At 69.9% G+C, this 16,895-nt stretch carries 23 protein-coding genes; 7 read left to right on the forward strand and 16 right to left on the reverse strand.

Going from position 1 to position 16,895, the window contains the following annotated elements; all coding sequences use genetic code 11:
- The 3 genes from Adu01nite_RS01235 to Adu01nite_RS01245 all read left to right on the forward strand — a co-directional run.
- Positions 1-205, forward strand: a 205-nt coding sequence (locus Adu01nite_RS01235; protein WP_203724330.1) for a hypothetical protein, incomplete at its 5' end; no start/stop codon positions are given.
- On the forward strand, positions 189-440 hold the full coding sequence (locus Adu01nite_RS01240) for a hypothetical protein (protein ID WP_239132043.1): 252 nt from the start codon (positions 189-191) through the stop codon (positions 438-440). The genes Adu01nite_RS01235 and Adu01nite_RS01240, both read left to right, overlap by 17 nt.
- 353 nt (positions 441-793) lie before the next feature.
- The gene (locus Adu01nite_RS01245; RefSeq protein ID WP_203724331.1) at positions 794-1,198 is read left to right on the forward strand and encodes a winged helix-turn-helix domain-containing protein; all 405 of its coding nucleotides are present in this window, start codon (positions 794-796) and stop codon (positions 1,196-1,198) included.
- A 258-nt stretch (positions 1,199-1,456) separates the two neighbouring features.
- Here Adu01nite_RS01245 and Adu01nite_RS01250 read toward each other — a convergent pair whose 3' ends face one another.
- Entirely contained in the window at positions 1,457-1,945 is a 489-nt protein-coding gene (locus tag Adu01nite_RS01250; RefSeq protein ID WP_203724332.1) for a DUF6636 domain-containing protein, read from the reverse strand.
- 104 nt (positions 1,946-2,049) lie between these two features.
- Between Adu01nite_RS01250 and Adu01nite_RS01255 the strand changes: the two genes are divergently transcribed.
- Positions 2,050-2,985 carry a tyrosine recombinase XerC gene (locus Adu01nite_RS01255; protein WP_203724333.1) on the forward strand — a complete coding sequence of 312 codons (936 nt, stop codon included), beginning with the start codon at positions 2,050-2,052 and terminating at the stop codon, positions 2,983-2,985.
- A gap of 17 nt (positions 2,986-3,002) precedes the next feature.
- Entirely contained in the window at positions 3,003-4,190 is a 1,188-nt protein-coding gene (locus tag Adu01nite_RS01260; RefSeq protein ID WP_203724334.1) for an aminotransferase class V-fold PLP-dependent enzyme, read from the forward strand.
- Here the strand turns inward: Adu01nite_RS01260 and Adu01nite_RS01265 are convergent.
- From Adu01nite_RS01265 to proS, 13 genes are all read right to left on the reverse strand, one after another.
- A complete protein-coding gene (locus Adu01nite_RS01265; RefSeq protein ID WP_203724335.1) occupies positions 4,181-4,690 on the reverse strand; it encodes a M23 family metallopeptidase in 510 nt (169 codons plus the stop codon). The two genes, Adu01nite_RS01260 and Adu01nite_RS01265, sit on opposite strands and share 10 nt — an antisense overlap.
- Positions 4,691-4,782: 92 nt before the next feature.
- Positions 4,783-5,106, reverse strand: coding sequence for a DUF2469 domain-containing protein (locus tag Adu01nite_RS01270; RefSeq protein ID WP_127497241.1), 324 nt, complete (start codon positions 5,104-5,106; stop codon positions 4,783-4,785).
- Positions 5,103-5,999: a ribonuclease HII gene (locus Adu01nite_RS01275; RefSeq protein WP_203724336.1), complete on the reverse strand. Its 897-nt coding sequence runs from the start codon at positions 5,997-5,999 to the stop codon at positions 5,103-5,105. Before Adu01nite_RS01275 ends, Adu01nite_RS01270 begins: the two co-directional genes overlap by 4 nt.
- Positions 5,999-6,457, reverse strand: a complete 459-nt coding sequence (locus Adu01nite_RS01280; RefSeq protein ID WP_203724337.1) for an NUDIX hydrolase — start codon at positions 6,455-6,457, stop codon at positions 5,999-6,001. The genes Adu01nite_RS01275 and Adu01nite_RS01280 overlap by 1 nt, the downstream gene beginning before the upstream one ends.
- Positions 6,458-6,502: 45 nt before the next feature.
- Positions 6,503-7,150, reverse strand: coding sequence for a signal peptidase I (gene lepB, locus Adu01nite_RS01285; protein WP_203724338.1), 648 nt, complete (start codon positions 7,148-7,150; stop codon positions 6,503-6,505).
- Positions 7,147-8,040, reverse strand: a complete 894-nt coding sequence (gene lepB / locus Adu01nite_RS01290) for a signal peptidase I (protein ID WP_203724339.1) — start codon at positions 8,038-8,040, stop codon at positions 7,147-7,149. The genes lepB (Adu01nite_RS01285) and lepB (Adu01nite_RS01290) overlap by 4 nt, the downstream gene beginning before the upstream one ends.
- Before the next feature lie 155 nt (positions 8,041-8,195).
- On the reverse strand, positions 8,196-8,552 hold the full coding sequence (gene rplS / locus Adu01nite_RS01295; protein ID WP_203724340.1) for a 50S ribosomal protein L19: 357 nt from the start codon (positions 8,550-8,552) through the stop codon (positions 8,196-8,198).
- Between the two features lie 121 nt (positions 8,553-8,673).
- A complete protein-coding gene (trmD, locus tag Adu01nite_RS01300) occupies positions 8,674-9,432 on the reverse strand; it encodes a tRNA (guanosine(37)-N1)-methyltransferase TrmD (protein ID WP_203724341.1) in 759 nt (252 codons plus the stop codon).
- A gap of 2 nt (positions 9,433-9,434) precedes the next feature.
- On the reverse strand, positions 9,435-9,995 hold the full coding sequence (rimM, locus tag Adu01nite_RS01305) for a ribosome maturation factor RimM (RefSeq protein ID WP_203724441.1): 561 nt from the start codon (positions 9,993-9,995) through the stop codon (positions 9,435-9,437).
- Between the two features lie 6 nt (positions 9,996-10,001).
- Positions 10,002-10,259: an RNA-binding protein gene (locus Adu01nite_RS01310; RefSeq protein ID WP_203724342.1), complete on the reverse strand. Its 258-nt coding sequence runs from the start codon at positions 10,257-10,259 to the stop codon at positions 10,002-10,004.
- Positions 10,237-10,773, reverse strand: coding sequence for a 30S ribosomal protein S16 (rpsP, locus tag Adu01nite_RS01315; RefSeq protein ID WP_203724343.1), 537 nt, complete (start codon positions 10,771-10,773; stop codon positions 10,237-10,239). Before rpsP ends, Adu01nite_RS01310 begins: the two co-directional genes overlap by 23 nt.
- A 310-nt stretch (positions 10,774-11,083) precedes the next feature.
- A complete protein-coding gene (locus Adu01nite_RS01320; RefSeq protein WP_203724344.1) occupies positions 11,084-11,737 on the reverse strand; it encodes a ribonuclease FAU-1 family protein in 654 nt (217 codons plus the stop codon).
- Positions 11,738-11,753: 16 nt separating this feature from the next.
- On the reverse strand, positions 11,754-13,160 hold the full coding sequence (gene proS, locus Adu01nite_RS01325; protein ID WP_203724345.1) for a proline--tRNA ligase: 1,407 nt from the start codon (positions 13,158-13,160) through the stop codon (positions 11,754-11,756).
- A 79-nt stretch (positions 13,161-13,239) separates the two neighbouring features.
- On the opposite strand from proS, the gene Adu01nite_RS01330 reads away from it, so the two are divergent.
- Both Adu01nite_RS01330 and Adu01nite_RS01335 read left to right on the forward strand, forming a co-directional pair.
- Positions 13,240-13,731 carry a SigE family RNA polymerase sigma factor gene (locus Adu01nite_RS01330; RefSeq protein ID WP_203724346.1) on the forward strand — a complete coding sequence of 164 codons (492 nt, stop codon included), beginning with the start codon at positions 13,240-13,242 and terminating at the stop codon, positions 13,729-13,731.
- On the forward strand, positions 13,721-15,166 hold the full coding sequence (locus Adu01nite_RS01335; protein WP_203724347.1) for an outer membrane protein assembly factor BamB family protein: 1,446 nt from the start codon (positions 13,721-13,723) through the stop codon (positions 15,164-15,166). The genes Adu01nite_RS01330 and Adu01nite_RS01335 overlap by 11 nt, the downstream gene beginning before the upstream one ends.
- A gap of 21 nt (positions 15,167-15,187) precedes the next feature.
- Here the strand turns inward: Adu01nite_RS01335 and Adu01nite_RS01340 are convergent, their stop codons facing one another.
- Both Adu01nite_RS01340 and Adu01nite_RS01345 read right to left on the reverse strand, forming a co-directional pair.
- Positions 15,188-16,264, reverse strand: coding sequence for an amidohydrolase family protein (locus Adu01nite_RS01340; RefSeq protein ID WP_203724348.1), 1,077 nt, complete (start codon positions 16,262-16,264; stop codon positions 15,188-15,190).
- A gap of 25 nt (positions 16,265-16,289) precedes the next feature.
- Positions 16,290-16,880, reverse strand: coding sequence for a Uma2 family endonuclease (locus tag Adu01nite_RS01345; RefSeq protein ID WP_203724349.1), 591 nt, complete (start codon positions 16,878-16,880; stop codon positions 16,290-16,292).
- Between the last annotated feature and the right edge of the window lie 15 nt (positions 16,881-16,895).

Consider the following 16,895-nt stretch of genomic DNA (forward strand, 5'->3'; position numbering starts at 1 on the left):
CCGGCGGGTCCGGCGGGTCCGGCGGGTCCGGCGGGTCCGGCGGGTCCGGCGGGTCCGGCGGGTCCGGCGGGTCCGGCGGGTCGCTGAGGGCCGGGCGAGGCGGGGCTGGAGGCGCTTTGGGGTGTGGGGCATCAGCTTTACCGACAACTTCACCGCCGCCGAGGCCGGCGTGCGATTGGGGAACACCGATGACAACGATGGTTGACCGCACTGAGCACCTGCACGGACGCCCCGATTGGGACTGTCGGACCTGTCAGCAACCTTGGCCGTGCGCCAACGCCAAGGCCAACCTGCTGGTGGAGTTCCGCAAGTTTCCCTCGGTGTTGACCATCTATCTGTCTGCCCAAATGTATGACGCCATGGGCGACCTGACTTCGCACGGCGAACCGATGCCGACCGATCTCTACGATCGCTTCCTCACTTGGGCTCGGCACGCTTAGCTGCGATCGACGACGCCTTCGGCTGGCCGGCCCCACCGTCCATGTGGGACCGGTTACGCGCTGTCGTCGGCGAGCACAGTGGACACGTGGTGATCTGAGTGGGCTTCTGGTCTCCGCGCTCGGGAAGCTTTCGCCCTTCGAGGCGGTCACCGCAGGTCTCCCAATCTGCGGTGGAACGGGCGACGGTCGGACCGCGCACCAGGCGCTTTGGCGACCCTACGAGCGATCGATGACCGCCGCCCGCCCTGCCGCCCGATCTAGTCTGGGCCTTCTCGGTGCGGCAGTTGTATCATACCTACAGGGCTTCATACGTACAACACGATGGAGCATCGTGGCCACGTAAAGTGAGTGACATGATCGATCCTTCGGCGGACCGCGCGGTGTTCCGCCAATTGGCTGACCTGCTCCGCAATCAGATCGAGTCGGGCGAGCTCGGGCCCGGGGAGCCGCTGCCCAGCGAGCTGCGTCTGGCGCAGGAATACGGCATCAGCCGCACCACCGTGCGACAGGCCATCGGCCAGCTGCGCACCGAGGGCCTGGTCACGGTCGACCGGCCACGAGGGACATTCGTCCGCATCCCGGAGCCGACCGAGCTGGTGACGCTGGCGCGTGGGGATCGGGCCGGCGCCCGCATGCCCACCGACGCCGAGCGCCGGAAATATCGGCTGGGCGAGGGCGTGCCCGTGCTGGTCGTGACGGCCACCGACGGCACCGAGACCGTCCACCCCGCCGACCGCGTGCAGCTCACCCGCCCCTGACCGCGGGCGGTGCGAGGAGCACCGACGGGCCGAACGCTGAGTGGTCATGCCATCGACCCTAGGGCGGGGGTACGACAGAATCGGCCGCCCGCAGCGGCCACGCTCCGCCCGGAAAAACCACGCCGAAAGCCGGGCGTGGAAGTAAAACCCGGCAGCCGAACCGGCAGCCGAACCGGCAGCCGAACCGGCAGCCGAACCGGCAGCCGAACCGGGCAGCCGAACCGGCAGCCGAACCGGGCAGCTGAAACGGGCAGCCGTTCAGAAGAAGCTGTAGCGGGCGATCGCCATCGTGAAGCCTCGGCCCGACTTCTCGTCCTTGCAGGTCAAGCCGCTGCTTCCACTGCTGCAGAGCACATCGCCGGAGCGCAGCGCACTCCCGTACTCCAAGGTCTCGGTTGCGGAGCCCAGCAACGTGTCGCCGGTGCAGGTGAAACCGACTTTGCCCTCGGCGATGTAGATGCCGTTTCCCCAGTCGAACTCGCAGTCGGCGGGCTTCGTGGGCAGGTTCCACTTCTTCTGGCCGATGTCGCAGCGGACCTGCGAGGGAGTCAGCGAACAGAAGATGTTCTTCGACGGCGTCCGGAACATCGCCTCGTCGACCTCGGTGACAACGGCGGCGGAGGTGGGCGGGCCGCCGAAGCCGGCGTGGGCGGACGGTGTCGGTGACGGGTCTCCGCCGCCGACAAGACCGCAACCGGACAGGACGGCGCACAGGGCCGGCGCGGCGAGCACTCTGATCGATGCCATGGTGAGCCGCAGTTTAGAAGCGCCCGGCAAGGCGAGATGAAAGAGGCAGGACGGGCGGCGCGGGGGCTTGACGGGACGGGTCGTGAACGATGACCTTCGAAGTGATGGATACCCGCAGGATGCACGAAGAGCTGCCGGCCGGTCTGCGTGACGCCGTGGACGAGTTCGGGCGGCATCTGGCGCGCGTGGAGAACAGGTCGGAGCACACCGTCCGGGCGTACGTCGGGGATGTGGTCTCGCTCCTGCACCACGCCGCCGCAAGCGGCTGCACCCAGCCGAGGGATCTCGACATCGCCCTGCTGCGCGGCTGGCTGGCCGCGCGGATGCGGCAGGGTGCCGCCCGGACGTCGCAGGCCCGCCGGGCCGCCGCGGCCCGCACCTTCACGGCCTGGGCGCACCGCACCGAGCTCGCGCCGAGCGATCCGGGCACCCAGCTGGCCAGCCCGCGCGCGCACCGTGGGCTGCCGACGGTGCTGCGCGCCGATCAGGCGGCGAGCCTGGTCGAGCAGGAGAACGATCAACGGCAGGACCCGGAGGGCGTACGCGATCGGGCCGTCCTGGAACTTCTCTACGCGACCGGCGTACGCGTCAGTGAGCTCTGCGGTCTCGACCGTGCCGACGTGGACGACGCACGCCGGGTGGTCCGGGTCTTCGGCAAGGGCGCCAAGGAGCGGGCCGTCCCTTATGGGCTGCCGGCCCAACGGGCGCTGGACGACTGGCTGCGACACGGCCGCCCAGACCTGGCGAAGGCGAGCGAGCACAGCGGGGAAGCGCTCTTCCTGGGCATCAAGGGCGGTCGGCTGCAGCCGACCGTGGTCCGGCGGATCGTGCTGGCCGCCGCCCGCAACGCGGGACTGCCGCACACCAGCCCGCACGACCTGCGCCACTCGGCCGCCACCCACCTGCTGGACGGCGGCGCCGATCTGCGCGCGGTGCAGGACCTGCTGGGGCACGCCTCGCTGTCGAGCACCCAGATCTACACCCACGTCTCCACCGAGCGGCTCCGGGCCGCCTTCAAACAGGCCCACCCCCGCGCGTGACCCCGTACGATCGAAGGGTGAGCGCCGGAGATCCGCCCGCCCCCCTGCCGGGTGCCCGGCTCCTCTTCTCGCTGGACCCGGCCGTGTCCTATCTCAACCACGGCTCGTTCGGCGCCGTGCCGGTCGGGGTGCAGCGCGCCCAGCAGCGGCTGCGCGACGAGATCGAGGCAAATCCGCACAAGTTCTACACCCAGGGCATGCTCGACCGGGTCATCCACACCCGACGGCACATCGCCTCCTTCCTCGGTGCCGACCCGGACGGCAGTGCCCTGGTGCCGAACACGACGGCCGCGGTTTCCACGGTCCTGCAGTCGGTGCGGCTGGAGTCGGCCGACGAGGTGCTGCTCACCGATCATGGTTACGGCGCGGTCGCGCTGGCGGCGCGGCGTCAGTGCCGGCGGGCGGGGGCGACCGCGCGGACCGTCGCGCTGCCGCTGTCGGCGTCGGCCGGCGAGGTGGTCGGGCGGGTGCGGGCGGCCTTGCGGCCGGGCAAGACCAAGCTGTTGATCATCGATCAGATCGCGTCGGCCACGGCGGCGATCTTTCCGGTCCGCGAGATCGCCGCGGCCGCCCGCGAGCATGAGATCCCGGTGCTGGTCGACGCCGCGCACGTGCCGGGCATGCTGCCGGTCGACGTGTCCGACGTCGGCGCCGATTTCTGGGTGGGCAACCTGCACAAGTGGGCGTTCGCGCCGCGCGGCACGGCCCTGCTCGCGGTCGCGCCGGCCTGGCGCCGCAAGATCGAGCCGCTGATCGTGTCGTGGGAGCAGGAGCAGGGCTTTCCGATGTCGGTGGAGTACCACGGCACGGTCGACTACACGCCCTGGCTGGCCGCCCCGGCCGGACTGTTCACGCTGCGCACGCTCGGCTGGGAGGCGGTGCGGGCGCACAACGCGGCGCTGGTCGCCTACGGTCAGCGGGTGGTCGGCGCCGCCCTCGGGGTGGCGCCGGACGAGCTGCCGCAGCCGGCCGACCCGGAGGTCGCGATGCGGGTGATCCCGCTGCCGTCCGGCCTGGCGTCGACCGCGCCGGAGGCGATCGCCCTGCGCCTGCACATCTCCGACAAGCTGGCCACCGAGACCGCGGTGAACGCCTGGGGCGGCCGCGGCCTGCTCCGGCTGAGCGCCCAGGTCTACAACCGCCCGGACGAGTACGACCGCCTGGCCGAGCGCCTCCCGCCGCTGCTGGCCGGCTATCAACGCTGAACCGAACGCTGAGCACCGTCGAGGGGCAGCAGGCGGACCCGGCCGAGGCCCAGCAGCGCCAGCGGATCCAGATAGACCCGGCCGCGCAGCAGACCCCAGTGCAGGCAGGCCGTCTCGGAACAGCCGGGATGGCCGCCATCCAGCAGTCCTAGCTGATCACCAGTGGCGACCTGATCGCCGACCGCGACGCTCGCGGCCACCGGCTGGTAGGTGGTCCGCAGCCCGCCGGCGTGGGAAACGCTGACGACCCCGACCCCGGCCACCACCCCGACGAAGCTGACCCGCCCGGCACCCGCCGACCGGACGACCGCGCCCGGCGGCGCACCGAGATCAACACCGCGGTGCCCGGGCAGCCACCGCTGGGGTGGCAGGTCGAACCGCCGGGTGACCTGGGCCGGCGTGACCGGCCACGCGAACGGCGCCGGCAACGCAGCAGCGGGAGCTTCGAGAAACGTGGGCAGAAGACCCAGGACAGCAACGAAAAGAAGGGTGAAGGGCATGGCCAACACCCTGGCGGAACGTCAGGAACCTTGCCGCCGGCCCGGTGGACGGCGGCTCATTGTGGATAACTCCCCCGAACGGGGTTGATCTGCTAGCTGCCGAAGCCCGGCTCGTCCGGTAACGAGATGTCCGGCTTCTCCAGCTCCTCCACGTTCACGTCCTTGAACGTCATCACCCGAACGTTCTTGACGAACCGGGCCGGACGGTACATGTCCCACACCCAGGCGTCGTGCATCTCGACCTCGAAATACACCTCGCCGTCCGAGTTACGCACGTGCAGGTCGACCTGGTTGGCCAGGTAGAACCGGCGCTCCGTCTCCACCACGTAGGAAAACTGGCGGACGATGTCGCGGTACTCCCGGTAGAGCTGCAGCTCCATCTCGGTCTCGTACTTCTCGAGATCCTCTGCGCTCATCGATTCTCGCCCTCCATGGCCTCATCTTCCCCCACCATCGGCGACGGCTGAGGCTGGTCGCCCGACGCCACGCCGACGGTACCCTCAGCAGCGTCGTTCAGCACCGGTAGCTCGGCTGTTGATGCATCAAACAGCAGCGGCTGAGCCCCGTCAAAAGCGCTATCCACAGCGCCGTCCACAACCCCGTCGAAAAGAGTCGCGGCCGGCAGCACCGCGGGACGCCGGGCCCGGGGCGGCCGGTTGCCCCGGCCGGACGCGGCGGCCACGTTCACGTACGAGAAGCGGTGCTCGGCACACGGACCGTGCCGCAGCAGGGCGGCGCTGTGCTCGTCGGTGATGTATCCCTTATGCACGGCGAAGCCGTACCCCGGGAATCGGTCTTCCATCTCCACCATGATCCGGTCCCGGGTGACCTTGGCAAGCACGCTGGCCGCAGCCACGCAGGCGGCGACCCGATCGCCCTTCCACACGGCGAGGCCGGGCACGCCCAGGCCGTCGACCGGGAAGCCGTCGGTCAACACGTACTCCGGGGAGGTGTCCAGCGACGCGAGCGCGCGGCGCATCGCCGCGAGATTGCACACGTGCAGCCCGCGGGAATCGACCTCGGTGGCCGGGATGATCATGACGGACCAGGCGAGGGCCCGGTCGACGACCTCGGCGTAGACGCGTTCGCGGGCGGCCGGGGTCAGCAGCTTGGAGTCGGCCAGGCCGGGAACCTCGCCGCGGCGGCCCTCGGGCAGGATGGCCGCGGCCGCCACCAGCGGGCCCGCACAGGCGCCACGGCCGGCCTCGTCGGCTCCGGCCACGTTACGGAAGCCACGGCGCTGCAGCGCCCGCTCGAGGGCGTAGAGACCGCCTTCGCGGCGGACGACGGTGCGCGGGGGTGCCAGCATCAGCGGCCCGCCTCCGTCACTCGGCGGAGCAGGGTCGCCAGCGAGCCCGGGAAGATCTGCTCGTGGCTGGCCTCGATCTCGAGAGCCGACCACCACCGGTGCTCGGTGATGGTCTGCTGCTCGTTGGCGTCCATGCCGGCCGTGTCGACCTGCCACTCGCTCACCCGGAGCAGGAAGAAGTCCTGATCCTGCCGGTACTCCTGCCGGCGGAAGCTGAACTCGGTCACCTCGTGCCACACCGGCTCGCCCAGCTGGGCCGGCTCGACCCGCAGGCCGGTCTCCTCGGCGAGCTCGCGGGCGGCGCCCTCGGCGGGCGTCTCCCCGGCGTCGAGCCCGCCGCCGGGGGTGAACCACCAGCGCTCGCCGGGGCGGGCCGGATCGCCGCCGTACAGCAGCAGCGTGCGGCCCGCGGCATCGACGAGCAGCACGCGTGCGGCGCGGCGGTCGAGTACGGTCACGCGACCAAGCCTATTGCGCCCGGGATGGATCTTTCGAGCGGGTGTTTACTTCGCGGCCGCAGCGGCCGGAATGCCGTCGAAGCCCTTCGGCACGGAAAGCCAGGTGGCCCGCTTGACCGGCCAGAACACCGTGAAGGCGCGGCCGACCACGGAATCCTCGGGGATGGTCGCCTCGGTGACGTCGTTGGTCTCCTCGTAGTGCTCGAGGGAGTCGCCGGAGGCGGAGCGGTGGTCACCCATCACCCAGAGGCGATCGGCCGGCACGGTGATGTCGAACTTGCGGTCGGCGGCCGGGTCCTGGTTGCCGTCGGAGTCCTTGTAGATGTACGGCTCGTCCAGGGACTTGCCGTTGATCGTCAGGCGCTCCTGGGAATCGCAGCAGACGATGCGGTCCCCGGGCGTACCGATGATCCGCTTGATGAAGTCTTCCCCTTCGGCGCCGGACTGCCAGTCGGCGGGCGCCTTGAAGACGATGATCTCCCCGCGACGCGGATCGCGGAAGTCGTAGACGAGCTTGTTGACCAGCACCCGGTCCAGCACGTTGAGCGTGTGCTCCATCGACGGGCTCGGGATGTAGAAGGTCTGCAGGACGAACGCGCGCACCAGGACGGCGACGAGGATCGCCACACCCAGCAGGATGGGAAGCTCGCGCCAGAACGAACCACGGCGCTTTTCGGTCTGCTCGTCAATCACGAACGGAGCCTACGACGCCGTGTCGCAAACGGCAGTCCGGAACGCGCGGATAGCCCGGCACTTAACAGAAAGGGGACGATGAGCGCGTCGGTGGCCGGAGTCTCCCGCCGAACCGGCACCTGACCCTCGGCCGCAGCGGTCGGATGATCGACGGCATACGTCTTCCAGATGTCCGGCACCGAGAGGCTGGTGAACCGGCTGCTCGGCCAGACGATGACGAATGCCCGGCCGATGATGTTCTTGATCGGCACCGGCCCCTGGCAGCGGGCGTCCTGCGAGACCGCGCGATGGTCGCCCATGACGAACATCTCACCCGCTGGGATGGTGACCTCGGCGAACTTCCGGCTGGTGCACTGGGTCGGGTTCGGCGGCTGGTTGATGTCGCTGTTGTAGCCGTCGGCGATGTACGCCTCGTCGATGCCCACGCCGTTGACGGTGATCCGGCCCTGGGCGTCGCAGCAGGCGATCTTGTCACCCGGCAGCCCGATCACTCGTTTGATGAAGTCACGTTCCCCCGGACGGCTGACGCCGACGAGGTCGCCGATGGTGCGGCCGAGCTTGGCGGCGAAGCTGTTGCTGACCGGCTCGGACACCTCGGGCGCCCAGTTGTCGGTGCCGCGGAAGACCACGATCTCGCCGCGCACCGGGTCCCGCATGTCATAAATGACCTTGTTGACCAGCACACGGTCCTTGACCAGCAGAGTCTTCTCCATCGACCCACTGGGGATGTAGAACGCCTGCACCAGGAACGTGCGAATGAGCACGGCCAGACAGAACGCCACCACCAGTAGGAGCGGTAGCTCCTGCCAGAGCGGCATTTCCTTGCGCCGTGTCATCGCCCGCCGTCGCGCTGACGGTCGATAGCCCTGCATCGGTTCCACGCTTCGCATCTCCCGCCGCCGACCGGCCGAACCGCCCCGGATACAGCACTACCGCCCGAGTATCCCCTCGCGGAGACTTACGGGCGGTAGTACTGGAAGGGTTCACACTGATCCCATCCGCCACTGGCGCAAGCGTAGTTCGCCAATGAGCGAATCGATGAGTATCAGACGGTCTGCTTCTCGCGAAGCTCCTTGATCTTGGCCTTCTTGCCACGGAGCTCGCGCAGGTAGTAGAGCTTGGCGCGGCGCACGTCACCACGGGTAACGACCTCAATACGGTCGATCGCCGGGCTGTTGATCGGGTAGGTCCGCTCGACACCGACGCCGAAGCTGATCTTCCGAACCTTGAAGGTCTCCCGGAGGCCGGCCCCCTGGCGGGCGATAACCACGCCCTGGAAGACCTGGACGCGGGAACGGTTACCCTCGACGACTCGGGCGTGCACCTTGACGGTGTCGCCGGCCCGGAAGTCGGGAAGGTCGGTGCGCTGCGACTGGGCGTCGAGAGCGTCCAGCGTGTTCATCGCTGCATCCTCGTCGTACTAGGCGCATCGGAACTCGATGCGCGGATGGGTAATGCTGATCCCCCATTGACTCGGAGGATCCTCGCCTTCCCGCACGGCGTGAAGGAAAACGGCAACCGCCCTACTCTGCCACACCCGGCGGCGTGATCTGAAATCCACCGTCGTCGAGGGCTTTCCTGTCCGCTTTGTCCAGGGAAGAAGGCGGGTAGGAGGCCATCATGTCCGGCCGCCGGGCCGCGGTTCGCAGCAGCGACTGATCCCGCCGCCATCGAGCGATCCGCCCATGATCCCCGGAGCGGAGGATGTCCGGGACCTCGCGATCGCGCCACGCGGCGGGCTTGGTGTAGACCGGTGCCTCCAGCAGGCCGGCCGCGTGCGACTCCTCGGTGAGCGAGTCCGCATTGCCGAGCACCCCGGGCAGCAGCCGCGTCACGGCCTCCATGATCACGATGACCGCGACCTCGCCGCCGAACAGCACGTAGTCGCCGAGCGACACCTCACGCACCGGCATCCGCGACGCCGCATCGTCGATGACCCGCTGGTCGATCCCCTCGTAGCGCCCGCAGGCGAAGATCAGGTGATCGAGTGCGGCGAGCTCGTGCGCGTCGGCCTGGGTGAACGGCTTACCCACCGGCGACGGCACGACCAGCGTGCCGGCCCCGACGGCGTCGAGCGCCTGCCCCCACGGCTCCGGCCGCATGACCATGCCGGGCCCGCCACCGTAGGGCGTGTCGTCCACCGTCCGGTGCACGTCGGAGGTCCAGGTGCGCAGATCGTGCACTTCGAGATCGAGAATGCCGGTGCCGCGAGCCTTGCCGATCAGCGACAGCTCGAGCGGCCCGAAATAATCAGGAAAAATGGTGATTACGTCGACGCGCATGCTCAGAGGTCCAGCAGACCCTCGGGCAGGTCGACGACGATCCTGCCGCCGGCCACGTCCACGGTCGGCACCATCTGGCTGACGAACGGAATCAACGCCGTCCCGCCGCCCGACCGGTCGAGAACGATGAGATCCGACGCGGGCGCGTGATCGATCCGGGCCACCGCGCCGAGATCTTCGCCGGCGACCGAGACCACCCGCAGCCCGACCAACTCGTGGTCGTTGAACTCGTCCGGGTCCGCCGGCGACGACACCATCGAGCTGTCGACCTGCAACAGCACGCCGCGCAGCGCCTCGGCGACGTTCCGGTCGTGCACGCCCTCGAACTGGACGATCGCACGCCCCTGATGCCACCGCACGGACTCGGCCGCGAGCGATGGCGGAACCTGATAGGCGATCCCGGGAGCCGTCGCCGGCCCGCTGCTCACCCGGCGGTCCCGGGGGACCTCCGTGGTGAACACCGAACCGGCGACGAAACGCTCTTCGGGCTCGTCCGTGCGCACCGCCACCGAGACTTCGCCCCGGACACCGTGCGGCTTACCGATCTGGCCGACTACGAGCAGCATCGGTCAGTAGGCGTCGACGATGTCGACGCGGATGCCGCGCCCACCGATCGACCCGATGACCTGCCGCAGGGCCTTGGCCGTACGCCCGCCGCGCCCGATGACCGTTCCCAGGTCCTCGGGGTGCACGCGCACCTCGAGCCGCTTGCCGCGGCGCGAGTCGACCAGCCGGACCCGGACGTCGTCCGGGTTTTCGACAATGCCCTTGACGAGGTGCTCCAGCGCAGGCCGGAGCGCCCCGTCAGTTCGCGCCGGCGCCGGCAACGGTCGTTCCCTCAGTCTGGGCAGCGCCGGCACCGGCGGGGTCCTCTGCGGTCTCCGCGGCGGCCTTCGGCTCGTCGGCCTTCGGCTCCTCAGCCTTCGGCTCGGCGGCCTTCTCAGCCTTCGGCTCGGCCTTGGCCGACTTCTTCGGCGTGGCCGGCTTGGTGTCGGCAACACCGGCGGCGGCCTTCGACTCGGCCTCGTAAACCTCGGTGCGGGACTTCTTGGGCTCGGCCATCAGCAGCGGCGGCGGAGCCGGCAGGCCCTTGAACTGCTGCCAGTCGCCCGTCTTCTCCAGGATGCGCTGCACGGCCTCGCTCGGCTGCGCGCCGACGGAGAGCCAATACTGAACGCGCTCCGACTTCACCTGGATGATCGACGGGTGTTCCTTCGGCTGGTAGATGCCGACGTACTCGATGGCGCGGCCGTCGCGCTTGGTGCGCGAGTCGGCGACGACGATGCGGTACTGCGGGTTGCGGATCTTGCCCATCCGCAGGAGCCGGATCTTTACGGCCACGGTTCTCTTCGCTCCTGAATGACTGCGTGCGTGAGGTTGAGCCGACGGCGCCCACGTGGGGATGCGGGACCGATGCCTCAGGGACTGGCAACGCGCTCAGAGTTAGAGGGCGCCTCACGCGTGCCGAATACCAGCCGCCCATTCTGCCAGACCGCCGTTGCTCACGGCCAACCGGGCGGAAGATCCGGACAAAACGAAACTTCAAGATGTCGCACCTGGGTGGTGGGTGCGGACCGTCGCTCCCGCCGAGGACAGGCCGGGGCCCAGCAGAGCTGGCCCTGGCCTTTCATTCTGCGTGCGTGGGAAACCCCTACGACCGCGCCGCCAGCGGCCGGTCCCAGCCCGCGGGCAGATCGGCCGGGGTCGGCCAGGACGGGTCCGGCTGGAAATCCGTCCACGTCCCGTCGAACGGGAACTCGGCCGCCTCGATCAGCTTGATCACCTGCCGGCCCTCGGCCCAGACCGCGGCCTCGTCCGGCACCCAGTAGTCATCGGGGAGGGCAAGCCGCTCGGCGAACTCGTCCTCGTCCTTCCAGGCCCAGGTCAGGTCGGGGGTGGCGACGATGTCGAGGTCCTGGTCGATCACGTCGATGCCGGCCACGTCGCCGTCGTCCCAGCGGACCGCGGACTCCTCGAGGTTGACGTAGTAGTTCTTGAAGTCGCCCTCGTCGGTGCGGAAGAACCAGACCGAATGGTCCGCGCCGACCGGGAAGAACCGCAGCACCCCGGGCCCCTGCCAGGTGGCCGGGCGCAACTCGTACTGCTGCGTGGCCCACTCGGCGAACGGCATGTCGCGGGGGCCGCGGCCGTCGGTGGACCGCTCGACCGCGATGGTCGAACCCCGGGCCAGCCAGACGAGCAGGCCTCGCTCGTCGTCGGAGATCACCCGGGACGGATGCACGAAGGCGATCCGTCCCCGGTGGGTGTCCCGATGCAGAATCAGTCGGCCAGGGGCGAACGTCACGTCGGTAAAGTCTGCCTCAGTAGGAGCGGGCCAGGTAGGCGATCAAGTTCGGTTCGTCGTCGGAGTCGGGCATCGCGCCGTCCTCGCGGGTCAGGCAGCGGACCGTGACGGCCTTGCCGTTCGCTTCCTTCTCGCCGCCGTCGCCGACCGCCGCCCACGGCACCCGGGCCCACCCGGTCTGCGCGACCTCGATGGCCTCGCCCAGCGTCTTCACGTCGACCGTGCGCTCGGCGCGGAACGCCAGCGCGTCGTCGTAGAGCCGCTGCTGGTCGGCCTTCAGCGCGCTGGTCACGGCGCCCACGATGTCACCCAGCGGGGTCGGCGTCTTGCTGCCGTCGATCCGGCGGGCGATCGTCACGTTGCCGACCGCCAGGTCACGGGGGCCGACCTCGATGCGGATCGGGATGCCCTGCAACTCGGCGTCGACCGCCCGGCGGCCGAACGGGATGTCGGCGCGGTCGTCCAGCTTCACCCGTACACCGGCCGCCTTCAGCTCGTCCCGCAGCTTCGCTGCGGCCTCCACCACGCCCTCGCCGGCCTTCACCACCATGACCTGCACCTGGATCGGCGCCAGCCGCGGCGGCAGCCGCAGGCCGTTGTCGTCGCCGTGCACCATGATCAGGCCGCCCATCATCCGGGTCGACGTGCCCCAGGAGGTGGTCCAGGCGTGCTCGACGGTGCCGGACGCCGACGAGTAGGTGATGTCGAACGCCTTCGCGAAGTTCTGCCCGAGCTCGTGCGACGTGCCCATCTGCAGTGCCTTGGCGTCGCCCATCATGGCCTCGACGGTCATCGTGTTGGTGGCGCCGGCGAAGCGCTCGCCCTTGGTCTTGCGGCCCGGGATGACCGGCACGGCCAGGATCTCCTCCATGAACGCCTGGTAGACGTTCTTGTGGATGTCCCGGGCGTGCTCGCGGGCGTCGGCCTCGGTGGCGTGCGCGGTGTGCCCCTCCTGCCAGAGGAACTCGGTGGTGCGCAGGAACGTGCGCGGGCGCAGCTCCCAGCGCACGACGTTGGCCCACTGGTTGAGCAGCAGCGGCAGGTCGCGGTAGGAGTCGACCCACTTGGCCATGAACTCGCCGATGACCGTCTCGCTGGTCGGGCGCACCACCAGCGGCTCGGCGAGCTGCTTGCCGCCGGCGTGGGTGACCACGGCCAGCTCGGGCGAGAAGCCGTCCACGTGGTCGGCCTCGCGGCGCAGGTAGCTCTCCGGGATGAACAGCGGGAAGTAGGCGTTCTGCACGCCGGCTTCCTTGATCCGGGCGTCCATGTCGGCCTGCATGTGCTCCCAGATCGCATAGCCGACCGGGCGGATCACCATCGTGCCGCGCACCGGGCCGTTGTCGGCCAGCTGAGCCTTGGCGATGAGGTCCTGGTACCAGCGGGGGAAGTCTTCCGCACGAGGTGTGAGCACGCGAGCCATGAGGGTGCATCCTAGTCGCGCCCTTCCTGCAACCCGTTCGGTGGGCAGGCCGTGTCCATTGGCGAAGGGGCGGTGACGGATGGACTTCGACTCGTTCTACCGGGACACCTCCCGGCGCCTGCTGCGATACGCGTACGGGCTGACCGGGGATCCGGGCGAGGCGCAGGACCTCGTGCAGGAGGCGTACGCGCGGGCGTGGCAGCGATGGCGGCGGCTGGTCGACTACGACGAGCCGGAGGCCTGGCTGCGCCTGGTCGTGAACCGGCTGGCCACCGATCATTGGCGGCGTCTCGGGGTGCGCCGGTCCCGTCCGGCGGACCGGCCGGCGCCGATCGACCCGCCGTCCGAGGACGTCGTGCTGCTGGTCACCGCCATGCGCACGCTGCCGGCCGCGCATCGCCGGGCGCTCGCGCTGCACTACCTGCTGGACCGGTCGGTGGCCGAGATCGCCGCCGAGACCGGCGCATCCACCGGAACGGTGAAGTCCTGGCTGTCCCGCGGCCGGGCGGGTCTCGCGGCCGCGCTCGGCTCCCCCGCCGGTGTCCCGGAAGGAGCGGACCGTGCCCGCTGATCTCGACGACCTGTTCGACGCGCTCGGGCGCAGCGCCGACGCGCTCCCCCTGGCCGGCGCGGCCGACGCGAAACGGCGCGGCCGGCAGCGCACCTGGACCCAGGCCGCGGTGGCCGCGGCCGCCGCGGTGGTGCTGGTCGTGGCCGGCGTCGGCTTCGCCCTGCGCGACCCGCACCCGCGCGCGTCCCGCCCGGCGTCCACCCCGACCCCCACCGTGTTCACCACCGGTGTGCCGATCGTCGGCACGGTGTCGCTCGGCACCCGCAATATCGCCACCGGGCTGACCGCCCAGGACGGCGAGCGCGCGTATGCGGCGTGGGTGAGCCAGGACGACAACAAGCAATGGGTGATCGCCGCCGACCTCGCCTCCGGCGCCGAGTCCTGGCCGGCCCACGAGATCGCCGACCCGGACCGGTCGATCGAGCAGATCGTGGTCGTCCCGGAGGCGGTCCTGGTCGTCACGGTGACCCACAGCGGAGCGACCCCGGAGCGCGCCCTGTACGCGTTCGACCCGGCCGGCGGCGTGCCGCTGTGGAACGGCTACGTGATGGCCGGCGACTCGGTCGTCTTCACCCACCGGATGCTGGTGCGGTCGTCCCGCTCGGACGGCGCCGTCGAGGGACTCGACTGGCGCACCGGTGAGCGCCGGTGGGTGGTCCCGATGGAGGACGACCGGCCGGCCCGCACGATCGGCATGCGGACGGCCGCCGACGAGGAGCGGATCGACCGGGCCGGAGCGCGTCCCGACCTCACCGACGGCCGGGTCGTCGTGATCACGGTGGCCGGGAAGGTGCGGGTACTCGACGCCGCCACCGGCACCGCGGGCGCGGCCGCGTCGGTGCCGGTCGGCTCGGGCGACACCATGGTCGCCTACGAGGGCCGGCTGTTCAGCCACGACGAGGCCGACGACAACGGCGGGCCGCACCACATCCGGGCCACCGATCTGACCGGGGTCGGCGGGTCGGCGATCCTCGGCACCGTGCCGGACCGCTTCCTCAGCATGGCGGGCTGCGGCCCGGACCGGGTCTGCGTGGTCACCGCCCGCAAGCCGCGGTACTCCTCGACGGTGCTGACCGCGTTCGACGCGGCCAAGCGCAAGCTGCTCTGGGAGGCCCCCGACGAGTTCGGCGGCTCCGAGATCTCGTCGGCCCGCGGCCGGGTCTGGCTGGACGCGGCGGACGGCCCGGCCGCCCTGTACGACACCGACGGCACCCAGATCCTCACGGCCACGCTGTCGGCGGGCTGGCTGGACGCCGGCACGCTGCTCATCTACGCGCCGGACGGCACCGGCCGATGGTCCCGATGGTCGATCGCCAACCGCAAGATCACGCCGTTGGGGGCGCCGCCCGGCAAAATGCTCGGCTTCTGCGCCTCGACGAGCTCGAGGCTGGCCTGCCCCGGCGAGGACGGCCTGCGGATCTGGGCGGTCGGCTAGCCCATCCGAAGATCGGGCCGGCTACTTGATCACTCGGCCGCGTAGGACGATCCGCTGCGGGGCCCGCACCACGCGGAGATCGACTCGGGGGTCGGCCTCGTAGACCACCAGGTCCGCGAGGCCGCCCTCGACCAGCCCCGGAAAGCCCAGCCATTCGCGCGCTTTCCAGGAGGCGGACGCGATGATGTCGGCGGCCGGGATCCCGGCCTCCTCCATGATCAGCATCTCCTCGGCGGCCAGCCCGTGCCGGATCCCGCCACCGGCGTCGGTCCCGATGTAGATCGGCACCCCGGCGTCGTGAGCGGCCCGAACCACACTCGGGAACCGATCCCGCAGCGCGATCATGTGATCGGCGTACCCGGCGAATTTCTCCCGGGCTTGATCGGCGATGGTCCCGAAGGTCCGAATGTTGATCATCGTCGGCACGAGCGCGGTCCCCCGCCGGGCCATCTCGTCGATGAGGTCGAGCGACAGCCCCGTCCCGTGCTCGACGGAGTCCACCCCCGCCTTGACCATGATCTCCACGCCCTCTTCGGAGAAGGTGTGCACGGCAGCCCGGGCCCCGGCGGCATGCGCGGCCTCGACGGCGGCGGTCATGGTCGCGGCATCCCAGGAGGGCGCGAGGTCACCGACCGCCCGGTCGATCCAGTCCCCCACGAGCTTGACCCACCCGGTCCCGGCCTTGGCCTGCGCGGTGACGGTGGCCGCAACGTCCTCGGCCGCGACCTCGATCCCGATGTCCCGCAGATAGCGCCGCGGCGGCGCCACATGCCGCCCGGCCCGGACGAGCCGCGGAATCCCGGCTTCGTCATCGAGCTCGGGATAGGGAAAGGGCGACCCGGCATCCCGAAGCGCCAGCACCCCGGCGTCCCGATCGGTGACCGCAAGCTCCCGAGCTTGATCAACGCTGGTGATCGCCTTGGCGCCATAGGCGATCCCAAGATGGCAGTGCGCATCGACAAGCCCCGGAACGACGAACCCACCGTCACTGATCGTCTCAGCCTCAGCAACAGACTCGAACGTGACCCGATCCCCCACAAGCCAGAGATCCCGAACGTCACCCTCAGGCAGAACCGCCCCACGCACATGCAACGCCATGAGTACTTCCTACCCGATCAAAGCGTCAGCCTCTGGGCCGGATCCGTTCCCAACGTTTCCTCCACCTGGTTGTCAATGCCGGAAGATCGATGGTCACCGGATACGGCTCCGTCGTCGTGAACACATCGTGGGTCGACTCGACCACGTCGAAGCGCCCCTTCCCATCCGGGCGCAGGACCATCAGCGTGAATCCAGCCGGCTCCGAACGATCCAGGAGCCAATAGTGGGGCACGCCTGCGCGGCCATAGACCGTCTCTTTGACGAACAGGTCCCGGACGTTCCAATCAGGCGGGACCACCTCGAACACGAGCACCGCGTCTGCGATAGGAACCGGGCTGCGATCACTGTGGTCCGTCTTGAGAACCACCACATCGGGACATGGCCGACTCCGGGCATCGACCTCGAGCGAGATCCGATGCACGGCAAGAAGGTCCGGCGGGCACTCCGCATCGAGCGCCTTACACACGTCCACCAGGGGAAACTGATAGACGGCCGGGCGGTCGAGAAGCGCCAGCCAGCCGTCGATCAGCTCATAGCGGGGGTATTCAGGGAGCTCTTTCCAACGGTCCACAGTCCAGCCGCCGGTCAGCAGAAGATCCGCCTGAGTAGCAGTCATGAGTCCACTGTACTC

It is taken from the genome of Paractinoplanes durhamensis, from assembly GCF_016862175.1.
GTDB classification, from domain to species: Bacteria; Actinomycetota; Actinomycetes; order Mycobacteriales; family Micromonosporaceae; genus Actinoplanes; species Actinoplanes durhamensis.